The organism is Microbacterium sp. CCH5-D1 (assembly GCF_001557335.1).
GTDB classification, from domain to species: Bacteria; Actinomycetota; Actinomycetes; order Actinomycetales; family Microbacteriaceae; genus Microbacterium; species Microbacterium oxydans.
In genome coordinates, this window is record NZ_LSJW01000295.1 from 33,430 (window position 1) to 52,424 (window position 18,995).

An 18,995-nucleotide genomic window follows, 5' to 3' on the forward strand; every position below is an offset into this window, starting at 1 on the left:
CACCGCGGGGCGGTCAGTGACCGTCGCCCGTGTCGCTGTGTGTGTCGTCCGTGTCCGTGCCGCCGGTGCCGTGACCGGCGTCGACGACGAACTCGGCGGTGTGGACCTTCCCGTCGACCTGGAAGTCGAGGTAGAGCAGGTACCGGCCGGCGGTGGGGGCCTCGGCTGCGAACCGGATGTCGGGTCCGGCGGTGTCGCCGTCGCGTGGTTCGTCGCCTTCGGCGTGCACGTGCAGGTAGGCCAGGTCGCCGTCGCGCAGCGCGACCAGGTGCCCGAAGGCGCCCAAGTACGGCTGCAGCGTGGTGACCGGCTGCCCGTCGCGGGCGACCGACAGGGTCAGCTCGGAGCTCTCCCCCGCGGTCAGGTCACCGTCGAGGGTGACCGTGTACCCGTCGACCTCGCTGGCCGTGGAGGTGGCGGTCGCCGGGTCCGGGGTGAACTCCCCCGCGACGTCGACCGTGCGGGTCAGGGTGACCTTGTCGGGGCCGTCGGTCACGTCCGGCACGAAGTCCGCGTAGATCCGGTAAGTACCGGCCTCGGCCCACTCCCACGATGCCGACCAGGTGCCGGTGCCCTCATCAAACGTGGGGTGCACGTGCCGGAACTGGGTTCCGTCGGTGCGCACCACGATCAGATGCAGGTCCTTCTCGTGCGAGGTCTCGTAGGCGGTCAGCGGCGTCCCGTCGGCGTCCAGGATCTGGAAGCTGAACTCGCCGGCCTGTCCCGTGCCGGTCGGCGCGGTGATCGGGCTGAGTTCGTACCCATAGCCGGAGAGGGAGACACCGGGGATGGTCGCGGTCTCGGTGGTGTCGGTGTCGGTCATGCCGGCGTGGTCGGCCATCGAGCCGTCGCTGGCGGCGGCCGTCCAGTTGGCGACGGCGCTGTCCGGGACGACCGCTGCCGCGATGCCGAACGCTGCGCCGAAGGCCACGACGACGCCGGCGCCATACAGGCTGAGTCGTCCCGCAGCGTTCATCAGGCGCGCACCGCCGAGTAGCCAGCCTCGTCGACAGCGGCCAGCACGGCGGCGTCATCGAGGTCGCTGGTGGACGAGACGACGAGCTTGCCGCTCTGGGCGCTCACCTGGATCTCGTCGACCCCGGGGATCTGGGAGACCTCTTCGCGGATGGACATCTCGCAGTGTCCGCACGTCATGCCGGTGACCTGGTACTCGCTGGTGGCCATGATGGGTTTCCTTCCGTCTGGGTGGTGCTCCTGAGTGGGGCTCTCCCCACCGTAACACCCCTACCCCCCTAGGGTATTCCAATTCACCGTGACGGACCCTGTTGCGCCATGCCTAACTTGCTCTCCCCCTTGACGACTGGACCGCTTCCAAATATTGTTATGTAGGTCAGATACACAACTTTACTAGGAGGTAGTTGCCATGCGCGCGCTCCCCGTCCCCCAGGACGTCGTTGACCTGTTGGTCACAGCGATCCTGATCAGCAGCACCGACATCACGCAGTCTCCCGCCCGGGTGCCGATCGTCGCCTCGGGCCGCTCCCCCGCCGCAGTTCTCGCCGACGCCGACCGTCTCGGTCAGCAGCTGTGGGACGAGAACTACGCCAGCGTCAGCTTCGCCAACCGCTGCAGCGTTCCAGCGCCCCGCTACGAGTGGCGTCCCGTCGCGGAGTTCCTGGGCGACCGCATCGACACCGAGCAGATCCTGCAGATCGAGCGGTGCCGGCTGTACATGGAGGAGGTCTCCTGCCATCACGCCGGGTGGGACGACTCCGAAGCGAACCGGCAGCTGAGCCGCCTCGAGCAGAGCATCGAGGCTCGCCTGTACTTCCATCCCCGCGAGGCATCCACGCAGGAGCCCGGCGTCGTGGAGTACGTCGGACTCAGCCGCGCCGTCGACGAGTGGACGCGCGAGATCGGATTCCGATCCTCGCTGACCGTGGCCGCGGCCGCGAAGGCCCTGGACGTGGGTGACCGATGAGCCTCGCGACTCCGCGCAAGCACGCGGACATCCCCGACGAGATCCTCACCCGGCTGCGCCGGATGATCATCGGTCTGCTCACGATCGGCCTCGCGGTCGGCGCCGGCTGGCTCGGCATCCTCCTCGCGCCGCACATGGGCAAGATCCTGCTGACCGCGGCCGCGATCGTGCTGCTGTGGGCGCTCGTGATCAGCGTGATCGACTTCTTCCGCAGCAGCTGAGGCCACCATGTCGGCCTACAAGGTCACCTGGACCCAGCAGGCGATCGCCACCGCAACCGTCGACGTCGAACTCGACGAGCTCGCACGGTGGGCGATCTCCGCCGGCGTCGTGCGCGCAGGCCCCGACCCACGACCCGCGGATGCGGAAGCGCTGCGGCGATCGCTCGAGCGCAACACCCATCTGCGCGACGCGCTGCTTCGGCTCTACGCCACCCGGCAGCAGACCTGACACGACTGAGGGGCGCCCCATCCGGGACGCCCCTCAGTCACTTGCTCGCTCACACCAGGCGTGCGGCGAGCTCGTCGATCTTGTCCGGCCGGAACCCGGACCAGTGATCCTGATCCGTGATCACAACCGGCGCCTGCAGGTAGCCGAGCGACTTCACCTGCTCGAGCGCGGCGGGATCTTCCGACAGATCGAGAACGTCGTAATCGATCCCCTTGGAATCCAGCGCGCGATAGGTCGCCGTGCACTGGACGCACGACGGCTTCGTGTACACCGTGACAGCCATGTGACTCATCCTCCTCTCTTGGTCTCGTAGTTTGTGGATCGGGTCAGACACGCTCGCGGGCGCGGCGGCGCAGCCAGACGACGGTGGCCACCAGGGCGGCGATCAAGCCGCTGGCCACGACGATCTGCGGCCATCCGAACCCGATGCCGTCGATGAACGGAATGACGACCTCGGTGCCGTTCGCGAGCAGGTGGTACTGCAGCATCCAGTCGCGCACCGGGTGGAGCAGCACACCGAACGAGAACATCCCGGTCGCCATGCCTCCGCAGAGCATGAACATCAGCGTCAGCAGGTCGTCCTCGTTCTCGGCCACAGACTGCGTCATGAGATCCACACCTCCTCGGGCGTGGGCGCCGGCGCGTCCGGGTAGCGGATCTCGCCGGCGCGGTCCTCGAGCACGTTGACGTACTCACCGGCGAACTCCTCCGCACGTTCGCGCGCAGCACCCTGGGTGAGTGCGAACGCGAAGGCCTGCTCGTGCGCGAGCTCGGCCCGGTTCTGAGTGCTCTGCATCACTGCTCCTTTCGTTCACGCGGCGGCGGGGCGCCGGTAGGTGAGCACTTCGTTGTCCGACACGGTCATCAGGCCCTCGTCGCCGGTGTCGAGCTCGCGGTACTCGATCGCCATCGCGTCCTCGTCGACGATGTCCGGCTCCACGGACTCCACGACCACCCAGATCCCGAGGGTGGAATCGGACAGCACCAGGTCGCCGACCGCGAGGTCGCCGGCCAGGCCCTCGGAGATCTCCCCGTAGCCTTCGTCGTCATCGGCGGCCGCGGCGGGTTCGTCGTCGACGTCCAACGGCTCGGGCTCGAACCGGACATTGCCGGCCTTGCGTGCGCCGAGCGCGACGACGTTGCTGGGCAGGGCCTTGGGAGTCTCCACCGCCGGCGGCTCGACGCCGTCGAAGAGGGTGATGCGGGTGGTCGCCCAGTCGTTGTAGGTCGGCGGGAGCTCCTCGTCGCCGTCGATGAGCGCAGACGGTTCGGCGATGGTCTTGCGAGGGTGATCAGTCTCGAGCGGGGTGAGCGTGCGCAGGTGCTCCCAGTCCTGCGCGTCGGACTTGTCGAGCTTGGCCGGGTCGGGCGTGTAGAAGGTCTGCACTTCCACCGGAAGCGACTCGGCGCTGAGGGTGACGCCGCGGCCGCGCTTGTTGCGAGGCAGCGCGACGCCGATCGCCGGAGAGTCCCACATCATCATCGCGCCCTGCGGGGAGAGCCGGCCGAGGGAGAGTCGGGCTCCGAAGTTGTCGCGCATTTCACCGCCGAGGAACTCGACGTCGGGGCGCTGGATGCCCAGCAGCATGTGGATCTTCGCGCTTCGCGCCAGACGGGCCAGATCCGACAGGAGCTCGAGCACCGGCGCCTGAGTGGGCGCCCCCTTCGGCTTCACCGTCTTGTACCAACGCTGCACGCGAGCCTTGAACGTCGCGTACTCGTCGATGATCAGTGCGAGCGGCTCGAAGTCCTCGAGGCGGGCGGTGCCCTCCTCGAGTTGGGTGTAACGCTGCTCCATGAGCTCGTGCGCTGCGTGCAGCATCCGCACCTGGTGCTCGACGCGGGCCGCGACGAGCTCGACGTTCGGCCAGGTGCGGAACCCCGCGAACTCGATCCGCTTCCCGTCCAGCACCCACACCCGCCAGCGGGCCTGCGCCAGGTGGGTGAGCACCGTGTGCTGGAACGACGTCTTGCCCGAGCCCGTTCCACCGATGACGAGCATGTGCGGGGAGACCGAGGGCTGCCATGTCTGCACCGACCCGTCCTCGTCGACGCCGATCGGGATCTTGAACGCCTTGTACTCGGCGTGCGTCAGCTGCTTCGTCGACGGCGCCGGCTCGTGCAGCACCATGTCGGGCATCGGGGGACGGATCTCGAAGGTGACCTCATCGCCCTCGAGATCCCAATGCGCCCGCCAACGCCCCGGCAGCATCGAGGAGATCACCTTCTCGATCTGCATTCGTCGCGCCGGGATCGCCAGCCGCGGCCCCATGTCGTGCTTGACCTTCATCTTGCGGACGTCGTTGGATTCGGGGTCGGTGGTGACCTCGACCTTGGCGCTCTCCCCCAGCAGCAGCTTCGCGACCTGCTCGGCCCGCTGCTGCTCTCGAGAGACCGGCGTGGTGGGCGGCGCGAGCTCGAGCACGAGGAGGCAGCGGCGGGGGACGTGCTTGAGCACGCGGTACTCCTCGCCGATGCGGCGCGAGAACGATGTGACGATCTGGTCGACGAACCGCACATCACGGTCGTCGACGTGGGAGGCGTATCGGATCGTCACCTTGCGAGGGACGCCGACCCAGCCGCGGGTCCACTTCACCGCACGGACCAGGTCGCGCGACGGACGCTGCGCGCCCAGCGACGGCAGCACCGCCTCGATGCCCGGATCGAGCCGGCTCTGCTTCTGGTAGGTACGGATGCCGGACGCGACCGACACGGCCGCGATCACCACAGCTGCAACCCACACCCACGCGATCGCGTCGGTGAAGCGGGCCTGCATGTTCACTCCGGTCAACACCACCGCGGCCGCCAGCACCACCAGTGCGGGGAAGATCCCCGTCACCTGCCGACGCGGCAGCACTCCCAATGGGGCGACCGGCGCCGACGACGGACGGGCCGGCGGGCGAGCAAGTCGAGTCGCCATCGGATGCCTCCTGAACCGGGCCGCGCCGATCGCGGCCCTCTGCGTCATATAGGCCCCGCGAACCCCTCTTCGCGGACACGAGGATCTGGATCTGGCAGCTTCGAGCGACCCGGGAACCCGCCGCGCTCGATGTGGCGAGAGGTATTGCGGGCGTAGTGCCGCAGCACTTTCCCGCACATCAGCGCAATATCGTCGCCACCTTGGCGCTTGACAACAGTGGTAGGCTTGCCCCGCGTAGCTGAAGCGAAGTCGGAAGCGGAGCGGGGCAAACCCCCCACCGCCGTAAGAAATATCCAGCCCGCAATATCCCCGCAGCATCACCGCATCAGCTGCACTCTCTCGGCGGCGACCCGGGCCGCACATCCCCCGCATAACGTTCACGCGCGGGCCGGACTGCAGCTGTCGGCGGTCGGGCGGCGCTCAGCCCTGAGCGGAGCTCTCGCCGCGACGGTTCTCCCACTCGCGCCGCATCCACTCCCCCTGACGCACTGCTGCGGCCCGGCTCACGCCACGCGCGGACTCTGGTGCCGGCGGGAACGGGGCGCCGTTGTTGTGCCGCTGCTCGAGCATCGCGGCCGCGGCGATAAACAGCGCCTCGACCACCGATGACAGCGCCGGCGTGCGAGCATCGCGCAGCACCCACCAGGTGGCCTTGAGTCGTGCGTGCAGGTCCGCGGGAAGGTAGTACGCCACGAGCCGGTGCCCCTCCGAAGCAATACTCCTCGGCCCCTGCGCGCCCCGAGGCGCAGACGGGAACGGTCGGCCGCCGTTGTGCTCGAGCTCAGCCGCCGTGACGTACTCGAGGAAGATCCCCTCCACCAGGGCCGAGAGCGTCGGCGCTCCGTCCGGGCACTCGCGAGTCGCCCACCAGGCGGCCTTGAGTCGCGCATGCAGCGCTGCCGGCAGGTAGTACGAAACAGATCGGTATCCGGTTGCTGTGGTGCGCGCAGCGGGACCGGATACTGCCTGATCGTCGACGTGGGGGGCGTCTCGATCGGTCACACATCACCGTCTGGAAAATGGCGGGCTGAGCCCGCGGGTGTTCGGGTAATCGGTAGCCTACCCGCCGCTTATCCAGACGTCAGGGCCTCAGCTGCCCGTGCTACTGGCAGGAGCCGACCGGGCAGAGCTCGACGCCCCAGAGCTCGAAGAAGTCCTCCGGGTTGACGAAGTTCTGGTGCTCGGGGAGCGTCGCCGGTCGCGGCAGGCGAGTGTCGTTCTGGGACAGGATGAGCTTCGCGACCTCGGGGTTGGTGTTGTTGGCGACGTTGATCCGCAGATCAAGGTGGCAGCCGCCGGAGGGCGGGACGTTGCCCACGACGCCGATCTGCTGGCCGGCTTCGACGGTGTCGCCGACGTCGACCAGGCGCTGCGACTTGTACATGTGCAGGTAGGAGACCACGTAGCCGTCTGCGTGCTCGATCGACAGCCACAGGGCGCTTGAGAGGACGACCTTGCCAGGCAGGATCGCGTAGACCGGGTCGCCGCAGGGGTTGGGCCACCGCTGCAGGTCGATCGCGGCGTGCCAGGTGGAGGCGCCGGGGACGCCGGCGGCGCGAGGTCCGTAGCCGCTGGTCATGTTGTAGTCGGAGCGCAGGGGCAGCTGGATCTCGCCGTCGATGCTGCCGCTGCAGCCGCCGCCGATGATGCCTTCGCCCAGGGTGGCAATCAGCTGCTCGGCCGCGGGCTCCCACTTGTCGTAGGCATCGGGGAAGGCGCTGACCTGAACCCTCTGAGCCGCGACGCCGGGCTCCATGCTCTCCCAGCCGTTGATGTCGAGCAGGCCGCGCGGGGAGCCCCCGTTGGGGCCGGTGGGGCCGCCGAAGAACGCCTTGATGGAGTAGTCGAGGTTCATGAGCTCCGCGACGGTCCCCCACCCCGACACGCGCTGCTGGAACGGGTTGACGCTGTCGTGGTCGCTGCCGACCGCGTCGTGGGGGTAGTTGAGCGACTCGGGGACGGAGGAGTTCGCGTACATGCGCAGCACGGATTCCTGCAACGCCGTCATCAGAGCGATCTTGAGACCCTTGTCGGAGACGCCGAGGTCACGCCCGACCGTGATGATGCGGGTGGCGATCGCGATCTGCTTCTCGTTCAGCGTGATCTTGCCGCCGCGGCCATTGGGGATCTCGATCGACTGCGGCGCGGCCGCGGCCGCCGGCGCCGTCTCGCTCGTCGACGAGCTCCCCCACCCCGTCGACGAAGCGGGCGGCTTCGAGCTCGACGACGCCGGCGGGGTCGGTCGCGTCGACGTCGCATCGCCCCACGACGCCGAGGAGGCCGTCGACGCGGGGACGCACCCGCCGCCATCCGATCCCACTGCGCCGGCGGACGAGGCGATGACGCCCATGAACACCGCGAGGAGCCCACCGACGACCATGGCGAAGATCAGGCCGACGACGCAGAGGATCGCGACGATCCGCTTCCACGGCGACCGAGCCTCGTCCTCGTCCACTGTCAGATCCGTCATCAGCGCGTGAGCTCCCGGGGACGGTAGGCCTCAAGCTGGCGGCGCCGCTCGAGCGCACGGGCAGAGGGCCGCTGCGCCGGGCGGGGCGGCAGCGAGGAGATGTCCTGCACCCCGGTCGCGGACTTGCGGTGCGCGGTGGCCACCCCCTGCGCGTCGACCTCGATGCGGCTGGCGCGGGTTTCGGCGACCTTCACGACCTTGAGCTCGCCGGCGTCGACCACCTGAGGCGCCACCCGGCGTGCGGCGGCGTTGGTGACGGCCGACGTGGCCTTGTTCGCGGTCTTCCGGGCGACGCTCTTGCCGACGACCACAGCGCCGGCTGCGGCCGCGCCGGCGACTCCGCCGCTGGCTGCTCCCTTCGCGACGGTAGCGGCACCCTTCGCGACGGAGGTCGCTGTGGACGCCGCGCCGAGGGCCTTACGAGCCGCGCCAGGACCGACCGAGGGTCCGCGGGTGCCGGAGGGGCCTCTGCCGCCTCCTGCGCCGCCCTGAGGGCCGGGGTCGCGGACCTGGGTGAGGGTCACGGGCTCGGGCTCCGGTGCAGCGGGCTTCTCCGGCAGCGCCGCGGCGCTCGGCTTGGCCGGACGGCGCTTGATCAGATCCTTCGCGGTGTTGGCCATGCTGGCGATAGCGCTCATCTTGAGCAGGGCGTTGGAGTCCTTCGGGCCGGGCTTCATGCCCAGGCCGAGCTTGTTCAGGTGGCCCGCGACACCGCGCCCGGCGCGCAGGGTGGCCCGACGTGCCCGCCACACCAGGACGATGACGATGATCAGGAAGATGATCAGAAGAACCATCCGCAGCTGGTGCGGGAGGAAGCCGGTCTGCCCCATGATCCAGGTCGTCAGCTTGAGGTACAGCGCCATCACGACGGTCATCACCGCGAGGCTGATCGCGCCCATGTAGGTGTCGGAGATCGCCTTCCACAGCGGCTCGCGGTTGACCGGGAGGATGCACAGGTACACCAGCAGCATCGACTTGACCGCGGCGACCAGGAAGAACACCACCGACACCATCAGCAGCGCCGCGATCACCATCCCGAACACGAACATGACGGAGACCCCGCCGCCGGCGACCATGGCGTTGAGGATGTTCATGCCGCCGGGGTTGTCGTGCGCGAACCTCGCCGCCTCGGGGGCGCAGTCTCGCAGCGCCGACTGCGGCTCGCCGGACTGGATGAAGGTGTCGAAGATGCCCTGGCAGTTGTCGGGCAGCACCTGGGCGTAGGAGATCACCTGGTACGGAATGCGCACGAAGATGTCCATCAGCGTGGCGTTGACCGCGGTCGCAAGCGTCCCGTCGCTGCTCTGCGCGTCTGGATCTACGACGATCGAGTTGGCCAACTGGCTGCCGAACTCCTGCGCGTTATCCAGAACACCGCCGGTGGCGGTGAGTGTGGCGACCGGGTTGGCGAGCACGCCCACAGCCAGGACGGCCAGGACGGCGGAGACGAGCATTTCCCAGAGCCCGCCGGACACGCGCCCGACGTAGAGGGCGATGCCTCCCACCAGGGCGCTGATCATCAGCGCGAAGGGAATCCAGTTGACCGTGCCCAGCTGCTCCTGCATCCACACCGCGAGGGCGTTGAACGGGGTGGCCAGCCACGCGACCCACTCGAAGCTGAGGAGGAAGTCGAACAGCCAGAGGATCACGCCGGTCGCGAAGTACTGCATCGACCACAGCAGCTGCACGATGAAGTTGACGACGACCGTGCCCGGCGTCCACACGTCGCCGGCGTTGATGTCGATCACCCCGTACTGGGAGAACGGGTTGCCGTGGCTGTCGATGTAGTCGACGCCGTCCGGGAGGAAGCTCACCGCGTGCGCGGTCTGGCCCTGGATGAAGGTGAAGTACCCGATGAGCCCGATGGTGGCGATGGTTCTCGCCCACCGGGGGTGCCGGTGCGCCCAGACCCGGGCGCGCCAGGCCCACCCGCCCATCGAGCGGAAGGCGTCAACGTAGAACGTGATCATGAGATCTCCACGGGGGCGGAGGGAGTGGACAGCACCGCCTGACGACGGTCGGGGCGGGCGGGCAGCGTCTTGCGGAACTTGCCGTAGCGGCCGCGGACGTCGCGCATGATCCCCTCACCGCGGCGCTCGATCGGCACCTTCCGGTCGGGTCCGATGGGGCTCAGGTTGGTCATGACCTCACGGACGAGCTCGGGCGAGACGGGCAGGCCCAGCCAGTCGACGGCGCGCTTGGCGAGGGTCTCGTCGCGCTGGCGCATGACGAACCGGATGGGGATCAGGCCTCGGGTGACCTCGTCGCCGAAGTCGTGCGGGTCGTGGGAGCCGACCGCGGCCGCGGCGGCGTGCTTGCGGCCGTCGCGGAAGAACGTCTGCAGTTCGGCCTGGCCGTCGCGGGAGGCGCTGATGTGGTGGGTCTCGTCGAAGATCGCCAACGCGAAGCGGTGGCGGTCCATGAAACACACCTCGCGGGTCAGCTGGGCGAGCATCGCGTACATGGCTCGGCCGACGATCTTCTCAATGGGCATCTGCTTGAACAGGTGCTCGTTCTCGACCTCGGCGCGGTCGGGCAGGCTCAGCCCGTGAGTGGTGAACACGACCGCGTCGACGGCCTTGAGATCCAGCGGGGGCAGGGACTCGTCGAAGAGAACGGCGCCGAAGTCCTTGGTGGCCACGACGCGGATCAGGCCGAGCAGTTCCGCCGCCACCGCGTTCTGCTGCCCCAGCTGGCGCAGGTGCTCGATGAGCGCACCGAGGCTGGTGATCCGGTGCGTCTCCATGTACTCCGCCTCGAGCAGCCCCGACAGCTGCACGCCGCGGGTGTCCATGGTCTGGATGCCGAGCATCAGCGAGAACAGCGACTGCACCATGCGGGCGCCCTTGCGCGGGCCGAGCACCCGCAGCGGGTCCAGAGACCACTGCGGCTCGAGCATGTCGATGACGCGGGTGGAGGTTCCTGGCAGCGACTCGGCGAACGTGGCGTACTCGCGGGCCACGGTGCGGTCCAGCGCCACGATCAGCCCGCCGCGATCGAGCACGTCACCGGCGACGCTCTTGAGCAGGACGCTCTTGCCGGCGCCGAGCTCGGCGACCACTCCGAAGCTGCCGGAGGAGTCCGCCTGGATGTTGCCGAACAGGTCGACGAGGATCGGGGTGTGCCGTCCGGTGGTGATGTTGTCGCCGAGACGGATGCCGCGGTCATCGCCGAGGGCGCTGCTGACGACGGGCAGGCCGGACGCGAACTCGCGGCCGGTGGTGATCTGGGACAGGTCGCGCACGATGCGGGAGGTCGGTACACCCGGCTGCATCGCCCACCAGAGCTCTTCCTGGCCGCCGAGGGGCGCTTCCAGGAGGAAGTCGGAGGCCTTGTAGTCGGCGGCGATGTAGCGGGCGCGAGCCTGCGCCGTGGCGGGATCGGGGCCGCCGACCGCGTAGATCACGGTCGCTTGGACCTCGACCTCCTTGTCGCTGGCGTTGAGAGAGGCGTGGTACGCCGCGAGGGTCTCAGCGACCTGCGCGAGATCTGACCCGCTGCCGGTGATCGCGAGGGTGCCGGACTGCTGGTCGACCTGATCCAGCAGCTGCTCCTCGGCGCGCTTGTTGCGGCGCTTGACCGCGTCGGCGCTGGTGACGGTCAGCCGGATCGCCCAGTCGACGTCGAGCTCGTACTGCTCGACGCGGGAGATCCACTCGACGCCGGGCATCAGCCATCCGCCCTTCGGGCCTCCCACGACGGCCTGCATGATCTGGTAGCTGGGGGCGTCGGCGTGCGGGCTCTGCACCTTGAGGTAGCGGCGGTTGAACGGCAGGAACCGCTTGAGCTCGGCCGGGGAGAGGTCGGACTGGCCGCCCTCGTCGATCCAGGGGTTCGGCATCGCGGTAGGCAGCTGGGTGGCGGGCACTTCCGCGATGCCGACGTCGCCGGCCTCGGGGACGGAGCCGTCGATGTCCAGGCCGCGGTGCTGAGAGTGCAGTGCCATCCAGACGTATTCCGCGACGGTGGCGGGGCGGGCGTAGAAGTCGGCGGGGATACGGTTCTCGATCTCCTGGGCAGCGGCCATGGCCGCGGCGATCTCGGATTCGGCCGGTGTGGTCCGAGGAAGGGCCAGCTGCTCGCGGAACTGCTCGAGGCCGGCGCGCCAGGCGGCCTGCGATCGGGTGCGCCAGTTGCCGGCAGACAGGGGGATGGAGAGCCAGTAGGCGCGCTCCCCCAGTGCGATCTCCTCGAGGGAGTCGAGAGTGAGGGCGCATTCCTCGGCCCATTCGGGATGCTGGCGGATGTCGACTCCCGCGAGCATCTTGTCGACGATGTCAACGGGGTCGCTCGTGGCGCACAGCCCGATCAGCAGCGCCTCTCCCCGGAGCGACTGGAACAGCGCCTGGTGCTGACCGAGCACCAGCTGACGGAGCTCGTCGGTGCCGTACCCGTGCGGGAGGCCCTGCAGGCGCCAGGTGGCCCAGATCGTGCCGGTGCGGGTCCACATCAGGTGTCCGGCGAAAGAGGCGGCGGGAATGCGCATGAGACGTGCTCCTAGTTCGTGTTCTTGGACTGCTGCAGCAGACGCTCGACGGCGCTGACCGCGGCGCGAGGCTTGGCTGCAGGCGCGGGGGCGGGGCGCTCAGGACGGCGCTCGGGCACTGCCGGAGGCTGCTCGGGGGCGGCATCCTCGAGCTCGGCGCCCTGGTGGTCCGCCACGGGGGGCGGCATCCGGGTCGACCCGATCGCCTGGTGCGGACGCGCTAGGCGGATCGGGCGGGCCTGATACCTCCCCCCGTGCGGCTTGAACATCGCCGCGACCGCGCCGACGAAGGCGAGGACGAGGTTGCGGCGCGTCATCGGGATAAGTCCGACGAGCCAGGTCACGCCCCAGGCGACACCGACCGTGATAGCCAGATCGAGGAGAGTCGCTCCCGTGCTCCACAGCGTTCGCGTCGCGAGCAGACCCATGAGAGCCACGCCGCCGAAGCCGACCTGGGTGAGCGTGTACGGCCCACCCGGGATGCGAGACCCATCGGTCATCCGACCGATCATCTTCGGGAATCGGCGCGACCGCGTGTAGAAGCGGGCGATCTCCTCGTTGGCCACGAGTCAGGCAGCCAGGTCGTGACCGACGACGTCGGTGATGGCGGCGGGGGCGGCGTTGGTCTCGTTGTTGATGGTCTGCGAGAACCAGCCAAGACCGTTCATCGTCACCGCCCAGATGACGAAGCCGGCCACCAGCGACGTGACCAGGAGCTTGCCCCAGGCCAGGCGGGTGACGATCGCCACGACGATGACCAGGACGATCGAGGCGAGCAGCGCGAACGCCTGCACGACGCCGGTCCACGTCGAGAAGAGGTTGTTGAGGTATTCGGAGAGTGCCATTGCAGTGCTGTCCTTTCGGTGCGTCCCGGGCTATCGAGACGGGTTGGGTGTGGGGTCGGCGCCGGGCGCGGCGCTTTCCAGTGGGGCGAGATCGACGGATGTCGTCTCCCAACGCCCGTCGCGCGCGGTGAGCGTGAGGGCGTAGGTCGTGGTCAGCCGCTGGTCGCTGGCGCTCAAGACCTCGGCTGTCGCGAGGACGTGCACCACCGATCCCGTGCTGGGGGTGTCACTCGGCTCGACGTCGCTCTTGACGTCGGTGACCGTGATGGTCATGTACGGCGCCGGGGTGATCGCGGAGATCTCCGAGCCGGGCGAGACGTAACGGCTGATCTCGCCGGAGCCAGCCAGGTAGGCGGAGAGGAACGCCTCGACCGTCTGCCGAGCGCTCGAGGTCTGCAGCACCGTCTGGCCATACGCCAGGCGCACGGCGCTGTCTTCCTTCGCCGGCGCAGCAATCGGAGCGGGCAGACCCACCACCGACAGGCCTGCGTCCGTGACGCGGGCGGTGACGGCGAAGTAGCGGCGCGGCCAGACGGTGGCGCCGCTCTCGCTCTCCATGTCGAACTCCTCGACGTTGGCGGCGACGACCACGCTCACCAGATCCGACTCATCCGTCTTCTCCACCGACACCACGGCGAGGTCGCGGTACTTCCATGCGGTGGCCGACAGCTGCCCGACAGCGGCCGGGTTGATGTACGTGGCGAGGGTGCCTTCGTCCTCGCGCGAAGCTCCCAGCCATGCCGCGACGAACGCTGCACCGTACTCCCCTGCCGACTGCTCCTGGGCGGTCAGCGGGGCGTCGACGGCGACCTGAGCGACCGCCTGGCGAGGCTGCCCGTTGATGGCCGCGTTGACCAGCGCGAGCGGGCCGCACGCGACCGCGACGATCAGCGCACCGGTGACGGCCTTCTGACCGAACCCGCGTCCGGCCGTCCACTCGCTACCCTTCGCCGGCGTCGTCTTCGACCCCTTTGCCGGCTTCGCTTCCTTCGGCTTGCGCAGAGTCATCACACACCCCCGCTGAGCTGAATGCCGGCCACCCGCATCGCTGCCGGCGCGGCTTCGCGCAGTTCCGCGAGTGCCGCTTCGACACCCCCGTAGGTGCTCGTGTCGAACGGGCGATCCAGGGTCCGAGCTACCGCATCCTCGAATCCCTGAGTCGCACGGATGGCGCGCGCGGCGTCGGGCTTGAAGCTGTCCCAGGTCGGGTCGCTGAGGTTGTCATCCGCCACGGCCACGTTCCCTTCTCGTCGTCGTCTTCACTCCCCCGCACCGGGGGCTCTACGTCATATAGGCCCCCCTTCTGGCCCTTCGCGGACACCGGACGACGAGATTTCTTGCAGGAATATTGCGCCCTTGTGCCCCTTGCCTTATCGCGCCGCTGATCTGGGTTTTGTAGATCTGATCCAGGCGCATTTCTGCCAGTACGCGCTTGCGCGCGCAGATGGCGTGCGCCCTTATCCAGACGTTGACCCTGGGGTGCTGAGGAACGTGGCCGCCGTCAACCGACGTAGCGACGAAGGGGCCATTTCCATGCACGTCTACAACGCAGCCACCACCCTCGAGCGGGCACTACTGAATGAGTGGAACAGCACGCTCGCGACCTTGCGCCACGACTACGGCGCCCTCGGGGAGCTCGCCGGCGATGAGGCGATCGAGCTCATCCGCCGGCCCCAGCCGGCCGAGGCCCGCGACCAGATCCTCAGCCAGCTGCTCGAGCTCGAGCACGGCGGAGACGTCGTCGCCGGCAAGGTGATCCTCAAGTCCTTCCTGCCCCTGGCGTTCCGCCTGGCACGCACCTGCAGCAGCGTCCGCGCCATCTGGCGCAACTCCCCCACCGACGCCACCGCGACGACGATCGGCGCACTGTGGGAGGTCATTCGCACCTACCCGCTGCACCGCACGAGCTCGGTCGCCGGCAACATCCGACTCGAGTGCATCAAGCTCCTCGAGCGAGGCTTCGGGGCTACGCCCGACATCGAGCTCGCGGTCGACGACGAGACCCTGGAGCACCTCGTGAACGCGGACGCCGACACCGAGACCGACGACCCTCTGCGCGACCTCGTCACCCTGTTCACCTGGGCCATCGACAACGGCACTCTGACGGCCGACGAGGTCCGCCTGCTCGCCCGGATCGAGCTCGCCGAAGGCAACCCGGGCGAAGAGCGCCAGCAGGCAGCCGACGAGCTCGGCATCAGCCGCGACACCCTCAACCGCCGGGTGCATCGCATCCGCACCAAGCTCATGACCGCGGTGTGCGGTGACGTGCAGGAGCGGATGTCCTACGCCCCTCGCCGCAGCTGACACACCCCTTTCGCCGACAAAGCCCCTGGATGGCCCCCAGGGGCTTTGTCACGTCCGGCGATGCCCTCACACCCGAGCGCAGGGCCGTTCGACGCTCAGAATGGCTCTGACGGCCTGCTGGGGGCATGATCGTGATCGCCTTCCCCCCACAGCCGCCCGCTCATCGACCAATCCCCCCTCTCCGGTCTCCCGCCGCATCCGTCCCTTGCTCCACCTGGCGGCTCTCCCCTGGGCCGCAACATCGCTGCACGTCGATAGGCTCATCGGTGCAACACCCTCCGCTCGATCGTTCGCTCCACTGGCGCAATACGACACGGGGGTCTGGCGGATGATCACCGCATGCACCGCGCTCGATCACCGCACGGCATCTGCCCGATTCTCGCAATATCGGTCGCAATATCGCACGCAATATTGTGGCTACATCGAGCGCATGTATTGCGCGGGTATTGCGCTCAGTATAGCACCTTTCATGCGGCACTCTGCCGCATAGGTTCCGCCGCATCCGCGCCACTGTCCGGTAATAGTTCCGGCGATGTGCCGCCGTACCTCCGCTCGCTTCCCGCCCATACTGCGCCGATACCGCGCTCTGTCGCGAATCGATGCGCCCGCAGTATTGCGCCGTTATTGCGGGTGTAGTCCGCAGTTATATCGGGGGTCTATCGCTAGACTGCCGCCATGGATCAGCACATGTGCTTACAGTCGAGCGTGGCAACTGCGCCACGTCGTCGCAGGGTCACCGCCACATCGGCGCTTATGAGGAACGGGAGGGACGGATGAAGGTCATCGCGATCGCCGGACAGAAGGGCGGGGTCGGTAAGACGACCAACGTCATGAACCTGGCGGCATGCCTGACGCGCGGTAGCCGCGTCCTCGTGGTCGACGTCGACCCGCAGGAGTCCACGACCTGGTGGGCAGAGAACGCGGGGGAGGAGTTGCCTTTCGACTTCACCGCTGACGTCGACCCAACCAACCTCTCGCTGATCCGCAACGCCGACGACTACGACTACGTACTGATCGACACCCCAGGCAGCCTCGACAACACCGCTGTCCTGTCCGCCGTTCTCGACGTGGCGGACTTCGTCATCCTCCCGCTGAACCCCGAGCCCCTGGTCGTGCCGGCGCTCCGTCGCACTGTCGCCCAGCACATCGCACCGCGCGGCCTCGACTACCGGGTGCTGCTGAACAAGATCGACCGACGAGTGTTCGGCCAACTCGAGGACTGGCAGGAGCTCGTGGATGACGGCCTCAAGATGCCCCGGTTCGAGGGGTACATCCGGGCAAGCAAGAGCATCGCGGACGGCCCGCTGGACGGGAAGGTCGTCACTCAGTACAGCGACACCCGCGCCACGCAGAACGCGATCTTCGACTTCACCACCGTCGCCCGCGAACTGCAGGCCGCACTAGAGGCCACGCCCGCCATGAAGGGAGCGAACTGATGGCACGCAAGAGCCTTGGATCACTGGTCGGCAAGGACGCTGACACACCAGTGCCGACCGTGGGGGAGCAGGCGGCGCCTGCGCCCGCAGCCGCACCGACCCCACCCGTGCAGACTGAACCGGCGCCGGCTACGGCAATCGAAAAGGCGACGCCGCCTCCCGCCGCAGAGGAGTCCAGCACCCCGGCCCGCAAGACGCGCGGTCCCCGCCGCACCGCGACGGCGGCGGACGGCGAGAGCGATCGCGAGACCGCCTCCAAGGGCGTCCCGGTGCACCTGACCGAGGAGCTCAACGAGCGGCTGCAGGCGTACATGGCTACCACCCGTTGGAGCCATCACAACGTCCTTCTCGACGCGATCGAGACGACGTATGAGCGCCTGCCTGAACTCATCGCCGAAGCAACCGCCGCTGCCAGCCGCAAGGCCGAGCGCACGGTCCTGTTCGCCCGCCCCAACCCCACCGCGCCCAAGGCGTCGGGGGAGGCCCGTGTCAAGCACACCGTGAAGATGAGCGACACCAACCGGAACATCCTCGACCGCGTCACCGCCGAGGTCGGCGCCCCCAGCCGCAACTTCCTCATCACCGTGGCCTACGAGGCCTACCTGCCCACCATCGAGAAGAGCTAACCCATGACGACAACCGCCCCTGAGAAGACCAGCAAGCGAGCCCGGAACACCGAGAAGGCTGCGACCCGACCCGCCGCGGTCGGGCAGCCGACCAAGTCTCGTCGCCGCGTGTGGATGATCGCCCTCGGCATCACCATCGTCCTCATCGGCGCGTTGGCCACCTGGTACGTCACCACCACCACGTCACGCACCGTCTCGGTCCTGACCATCAGCGACGCCGTCCAGCGCGGTGAAGCGATCACCCAGAACGACCTCACGACGATCTCGATCGCCGGCGGTCAGAACGTCGACGCGATCCCCGCGTCGGAAGCATCCGACATCGTCGGGCAGGTCGCAGCAGTCGACCTGCCCGCCGGGTCGCTGCTCACCACCAGCAACATCATCGACACGCTGCCGGTCCCGGAAGGCTCCTCGATCGTCGGCATCGCCTTGAACGCGAGCCAGCTGCCCTCCTACCGTCTCGCCGCCGGAGACGCCGTCCGCCTGGTCGACACCCCGGTCGCGCAGGGCGAACCGCCGACATCCGACCCGCAGACCTTCGACGCCACGGTGTTCACCACCACCTACGACGAGGCCAACCAGACCTGGATCGTCGACGTCGTGGTCCCCGAGCGCGAAGCCGCATCCATCGCGGCGCGCGCTGCTACCCAGCGCGTCTCCATCGTCCTCGACGGCGTGGGGGAGTAACCCCCCCCATGTCGATCGTCTACCTCACCAGCACATCAGGTGCGCCGGGAATCTCCACCCTGGCAACCGCCCTCACGCTCAACTGGCCGCGTCCGGCTCTCCTGCTCGAGGCTGACATCGCCAAGACCAGCCACATCCTCTCCGGCTATCTGCGCGGTCAGTACCAGCACGTTCAGAGCCTCACCGAGGCCGCGATCGCCAACCTCCGCGGCGGGATGGACGGGGAGACCCTCTTCGCGCAGACCATCAGCCTCGGCGAGGGCCGCTACGTCATCCCCGGATTCAACGACCTCGGCGGGGCGCGTGGAACCACGAGCGCGTTCTGGGCGAACCTGCTGCGCGCACTCGAGCAGCTGCCGCGCACCGCCGCCGCTCCCGACCTGGACATCATCGTCGACGCCGGACGGTTCGCCCCCGGAGACCCCCGCAGCCCCTTGATCGCCGCCGCGGACGCGGTGCTCGTAGTCACCGGGAACACGCTCCCCGACATCCACGCCCTGTACGCGAGCTCGGGCGCATTCGGCTCCACGCTCGAGGCATCCGGCCACCGCGACTATCTCGGGCTCACGATCACCACCAGCCCGCTGCGAGGCCAGGGCTACAGCGCCCACGAGATCTCCTCCAAGACCGGCCTGCCGTTCATCGGAGCGCTGCCCTGGGACCCCGCCACCGCCGCGCACTACTCGCACGGAGCCGCAGCCCCGTCAAAGCGCTCGCCCTACACCAAGGCGCTGTCGGAGATCATCACCACCCTTGACGGTGACCTCGCCGGCCGCCGCTACACGCCCACCGCACAGGACTGACCATGGCCAAGAACCCCACCCCGGAC

At 68.5% G+C, this 18,995-nt stretch carries 22 protein-coding genes; 8 read left to right on the plus strand and 14 right to left on the minus strand.

Annotation, left to right across the window (positions count from 1 at the left end):
* Positions 1–13: 13 nt before the first annotated feature.
* The gene (locus AX744_RS17700) at positions 14–976 is read right to left on the minus strand and encodes a hypothetical protein (protein WP_061018381.1); all 963 of its coding nucleotides are present in this window, start codon (positions 974–976) and stop codon (positions 14–16) included.
* Positions 976–1,185, minus strand: a complete 210-nt coding sequence (locus AX744_RS17705) for a heavy-metal-associated domain-containing protein (RefSeq protein WP_061018383.1) — start codon at positions 1,183–1,185, stop codon at positions 976–978. Before AX744_RS17705 ends, AX744_RS17700 begins: the two co-directional genes overlap by 1 nt.
* 199 nt (positions 1,186–1,384) lie before the next feature.
* Here AX744_RS17705 and AX744_RS17710 point away from each other — a divergent pair, with 199 nt between their 5' ends.
* Genes AX744_RS17710 through AX744_RS17720 form a run of 3 tightly spaced genes read left to right on the plus strand, consistent with a single transcriptional unit; the run spans position 1,385 to position 2,392 of the window.
* Positions 1,385–1,942, plus strand: coding sequence for a hypothetical protein (locus AX744_RS17710; protein ID WP_061018386.1), 558 nt, complete (start codon positions 1,385–1,387; stop codon positions 1,940–1,942).
* Positions 1,939–2,163, plus strand: a complete 225-nt coding sequence (locus AX744_RS17715) for a hypothetical protein (protein ID WP_061018388.1) — start codon at positions 1,939–1,941, stop codon at positions 2,161–2,163. The genes AX744_RS17710 and AX744_RS17715 overlap by 4 nt, the downstream gene beginning before the upstream one ends.
* 7 nt (positions 2,164–2,170) lie before the next feature.
* Positions 2,171–2,392 (plus strand): hypothetical protein, encoded by a 222-nt coding sequence (locus AX744_RS17720; RefSeq protein ID WP_061018390.1) that lies wholly within the window; start codon positions 2,171–2,173, stop codon positions 2,390–2,392.
* A 49-nt stretch (positions 2,393–2,441) separates the two neighbouring features.
* Here the strand turns inward: AX744_RS17720 and nrdH are convergent, their stop codons facing one another.
* The 12 genes from nrdH to AX744_RS17780 form a co-directional block, all read right to left on the minus strand.
* The gene (gene nrdH, locus AX744_RS17725; protein WP_061018392.1) at positions 2,442–2,675 is read right to left on the minus strand and encodes a glutaredoxin-like protein NrdH; all 234 of its coding nucleotides are present in this window, start codon (positions 2,673–2,675) and stop codon (positions 2,442–2,444) included.
* A gap of 43 nt (positions 2,676–2,718) precedes the next feature.
* Positions 2,719–3,000, minus strand: a complete 282-nt coding sequence (locus AX744_RS17730; protein ID WP_061018394.1) for a hypothetical protein — start codon at positions 2,998–3,000, stop codon at positions 2,719–2,721.
* The gene (locus AX744_RS17735) at positions 2,997–3,188 is read right to left on the minus strand and encodes a hypothetical protein (RefSeq protein ID WP_061018396.1); all 192 of its coding nucleotides are present in this window, start codon (positions 3,186–3,188) and stop codon (positions 2,997–2,999) included. The genes AX744_RS17730 and AX744_RS17735 overlap by 4 nt, the downstream gene beginning before the upstream one ends.
* A 15-nt stretch (positions 3,189–3,203) precedes the next feature.
* Complete coding sequence (locus AX744_RS17740) at positions 3,204–5,312, minus strand: FtsK/SpoIIIE domain-containing protein (protein WP_197429275.1); 2,109 nt, start codon at positions 5,310–5,312, stop codon at positions 3,204–3,206.
* Between the two features lie 420 nt (positions 5,313–5,732).
* Complete coding sequence (locus AX744_RS17745) at positions 5,733–6,314, minus strand: hypothetical protein (protein ID WP_061018400.1); 582 nt, start codon at positions 6,312–6,314, stop codon at positions 5,733–5,735.
* A gap of 100 nt (positions 6,315–6,414) precedes the next feature.
* Positions 6,415–7,782, minus strand: a complete 1,368-nt coding sequence (locus tag AX744_RS17750) for a M23 family metallopeptidase (protein ID WP_061018402.1) — start codon at positions 7,780–7,782, stop codon at positions 6,415–6,417.
* Complete coding sequence (locus AX744_RS17755; protein WP_061018404.1) at positions 7,782–9,752, minus strand: hypothetical protein; 1,971 nt, start codon at positions 9,750–9,752, stop codon at positions 7,782–7,784. Before AX744_RS17755 ends, AX744_RS17750 begins: the two co-directional genes overlap by 1 nt.
* The gene (locus AX744_RS17760) at positions 9,749–12,268 is read right to left on the minus strand and encodes an ATP-binding protein (RefSeq protein ID WP_061018407.1); all 2,520 of its coding nucleotides are present in this window, start codon (positions 12,266–12,268) and stop codon (positions 9,749–9,751) included. Before AX744_RS17760 ends, AX744_RS17755 begins: the two co-directional genes overlap by 4 nt.
* An 11-nt stretch (positions 12,269–12,279) precedes the next feature.
* A complete protein-coding gene (locus AX744_RS17765; protein WP_157543649.1) occupies positions 12,280–12,768 on the minus strand; it encodes a hypothetical protein in 489 nt (162 codons plus the stop codon).
* A gap of 69 nt (positions 12,769–12,837) precedes the next feature.
* Positions 12,838–13,113 carry a hypothetical protein gene (locus AX744_RS17770; protein ID WP_061018411.1) on the minus strand — a complete coding sequence of 92 codons (276 nt, stop codon included), beginning with the start codon at positions 13,111–13,113 and terminating at the stop codon, positions 12,838–12,840.
* Positions 13,114–13,143: 30 nt separating this feature from the next.
* Positions 13,144–14,121 carry a conjugal transfer protein gene (locus tag AX744_RS17775; protein ID WP_157543650.1) on the minus strand — a complete coding sequence of 326 codons (978 nt, stop codon included), beginning with the start codon at positions 14,119–14,121 and terminating at the stop codon, positions 13,144–13,146.
* On the minus strand, positions 14,121–14,351 hold the full coding sequence (locus AX744_RS17780; protein WP_061018415.1) for a hypothetical protein: 231 nt from the start codon (positions 14,349–14,351) through the stop codon (positions 14,121–14,123). Before AX744_RS17780 ends, AX744_RS17775 begins: the two co-directional genes overlap by 1 nt.
* 295 nt (positions 14,352–14,646) lie before the next feature.
* On the opposite strand from AX744_RS17780, the gene AX744_RS17785 reads away from it, so the two are divergent.
* The 5 genes from AX744_RS17785 (at position 14,647) to AX744_RS17805 (ending at position 18,969) form a co-directional block, all read left to right on the plus strand.
* On the plus strand, positions 14,647–15,417 hold the full coding sequence (locus AX744_RS17785) for a hypothetical protein (RefSeq protein ID WP_061018417.1): 771 nt from the start codon (positions 14,647–14,649) through the stop codon (positions 15,415–15,417).
* A gap of 773 nt (positions 15,418–16,190) precedes the next feature.
* Positions 16,191–16,853, plus strand: coding sequence for a ParA family protein (locus AX744_RS17790; protein WP_061018420.1), 663 nt, complete (start codon positions 16,191–16,193; stop codon positions 16,851–16,853).
* Positions 16,853–17,479 carry a hypothetical protein gene (locus AX744_RS17795; RefSeq protein ID WP_061018424.1) on the plus strand — a complete coding sequence of 209 codons (627 nt, stop codon included), beginning with the start codon at positions 16,853–16,855 and terminating at the stop codon, positions 17,477–17,479. Before AX744_RS17790 ends, AX744_RS17795 begins: the two co-directional genes overlap by 1 nt.
* 3 nt (positions 17,480–17,482) lie before the next feature.
* Positions 17,483–18,166 carry an SAF domain-containing protein gene (locus tag AX744_RS17800; RefSeq protein ID WP_061018426.1) on the plus strand — a complete coding sequence of 228 codons (684 nt, stop codon included), beginning with the start codon at positions 17,483–17,485 and terminating at the stop codon, positions 18,164–18,166.
* Positions 18,167–18,174: 8 nt separating this feature from the next.
* The gene (locus AX744_RS17805; protein ID WP_061018428.1) at positions 18,175–18,969 is read left to right on the plus strand and encodes a hypothetical protein; all 795 of its coding nucleotides are present in this window, start codon (positions 18,175–18,177) and stop codon (positions 18,967–18,969) included.
* Positions 18,970–18,995 lie beyond the last annotated feature (26 nt).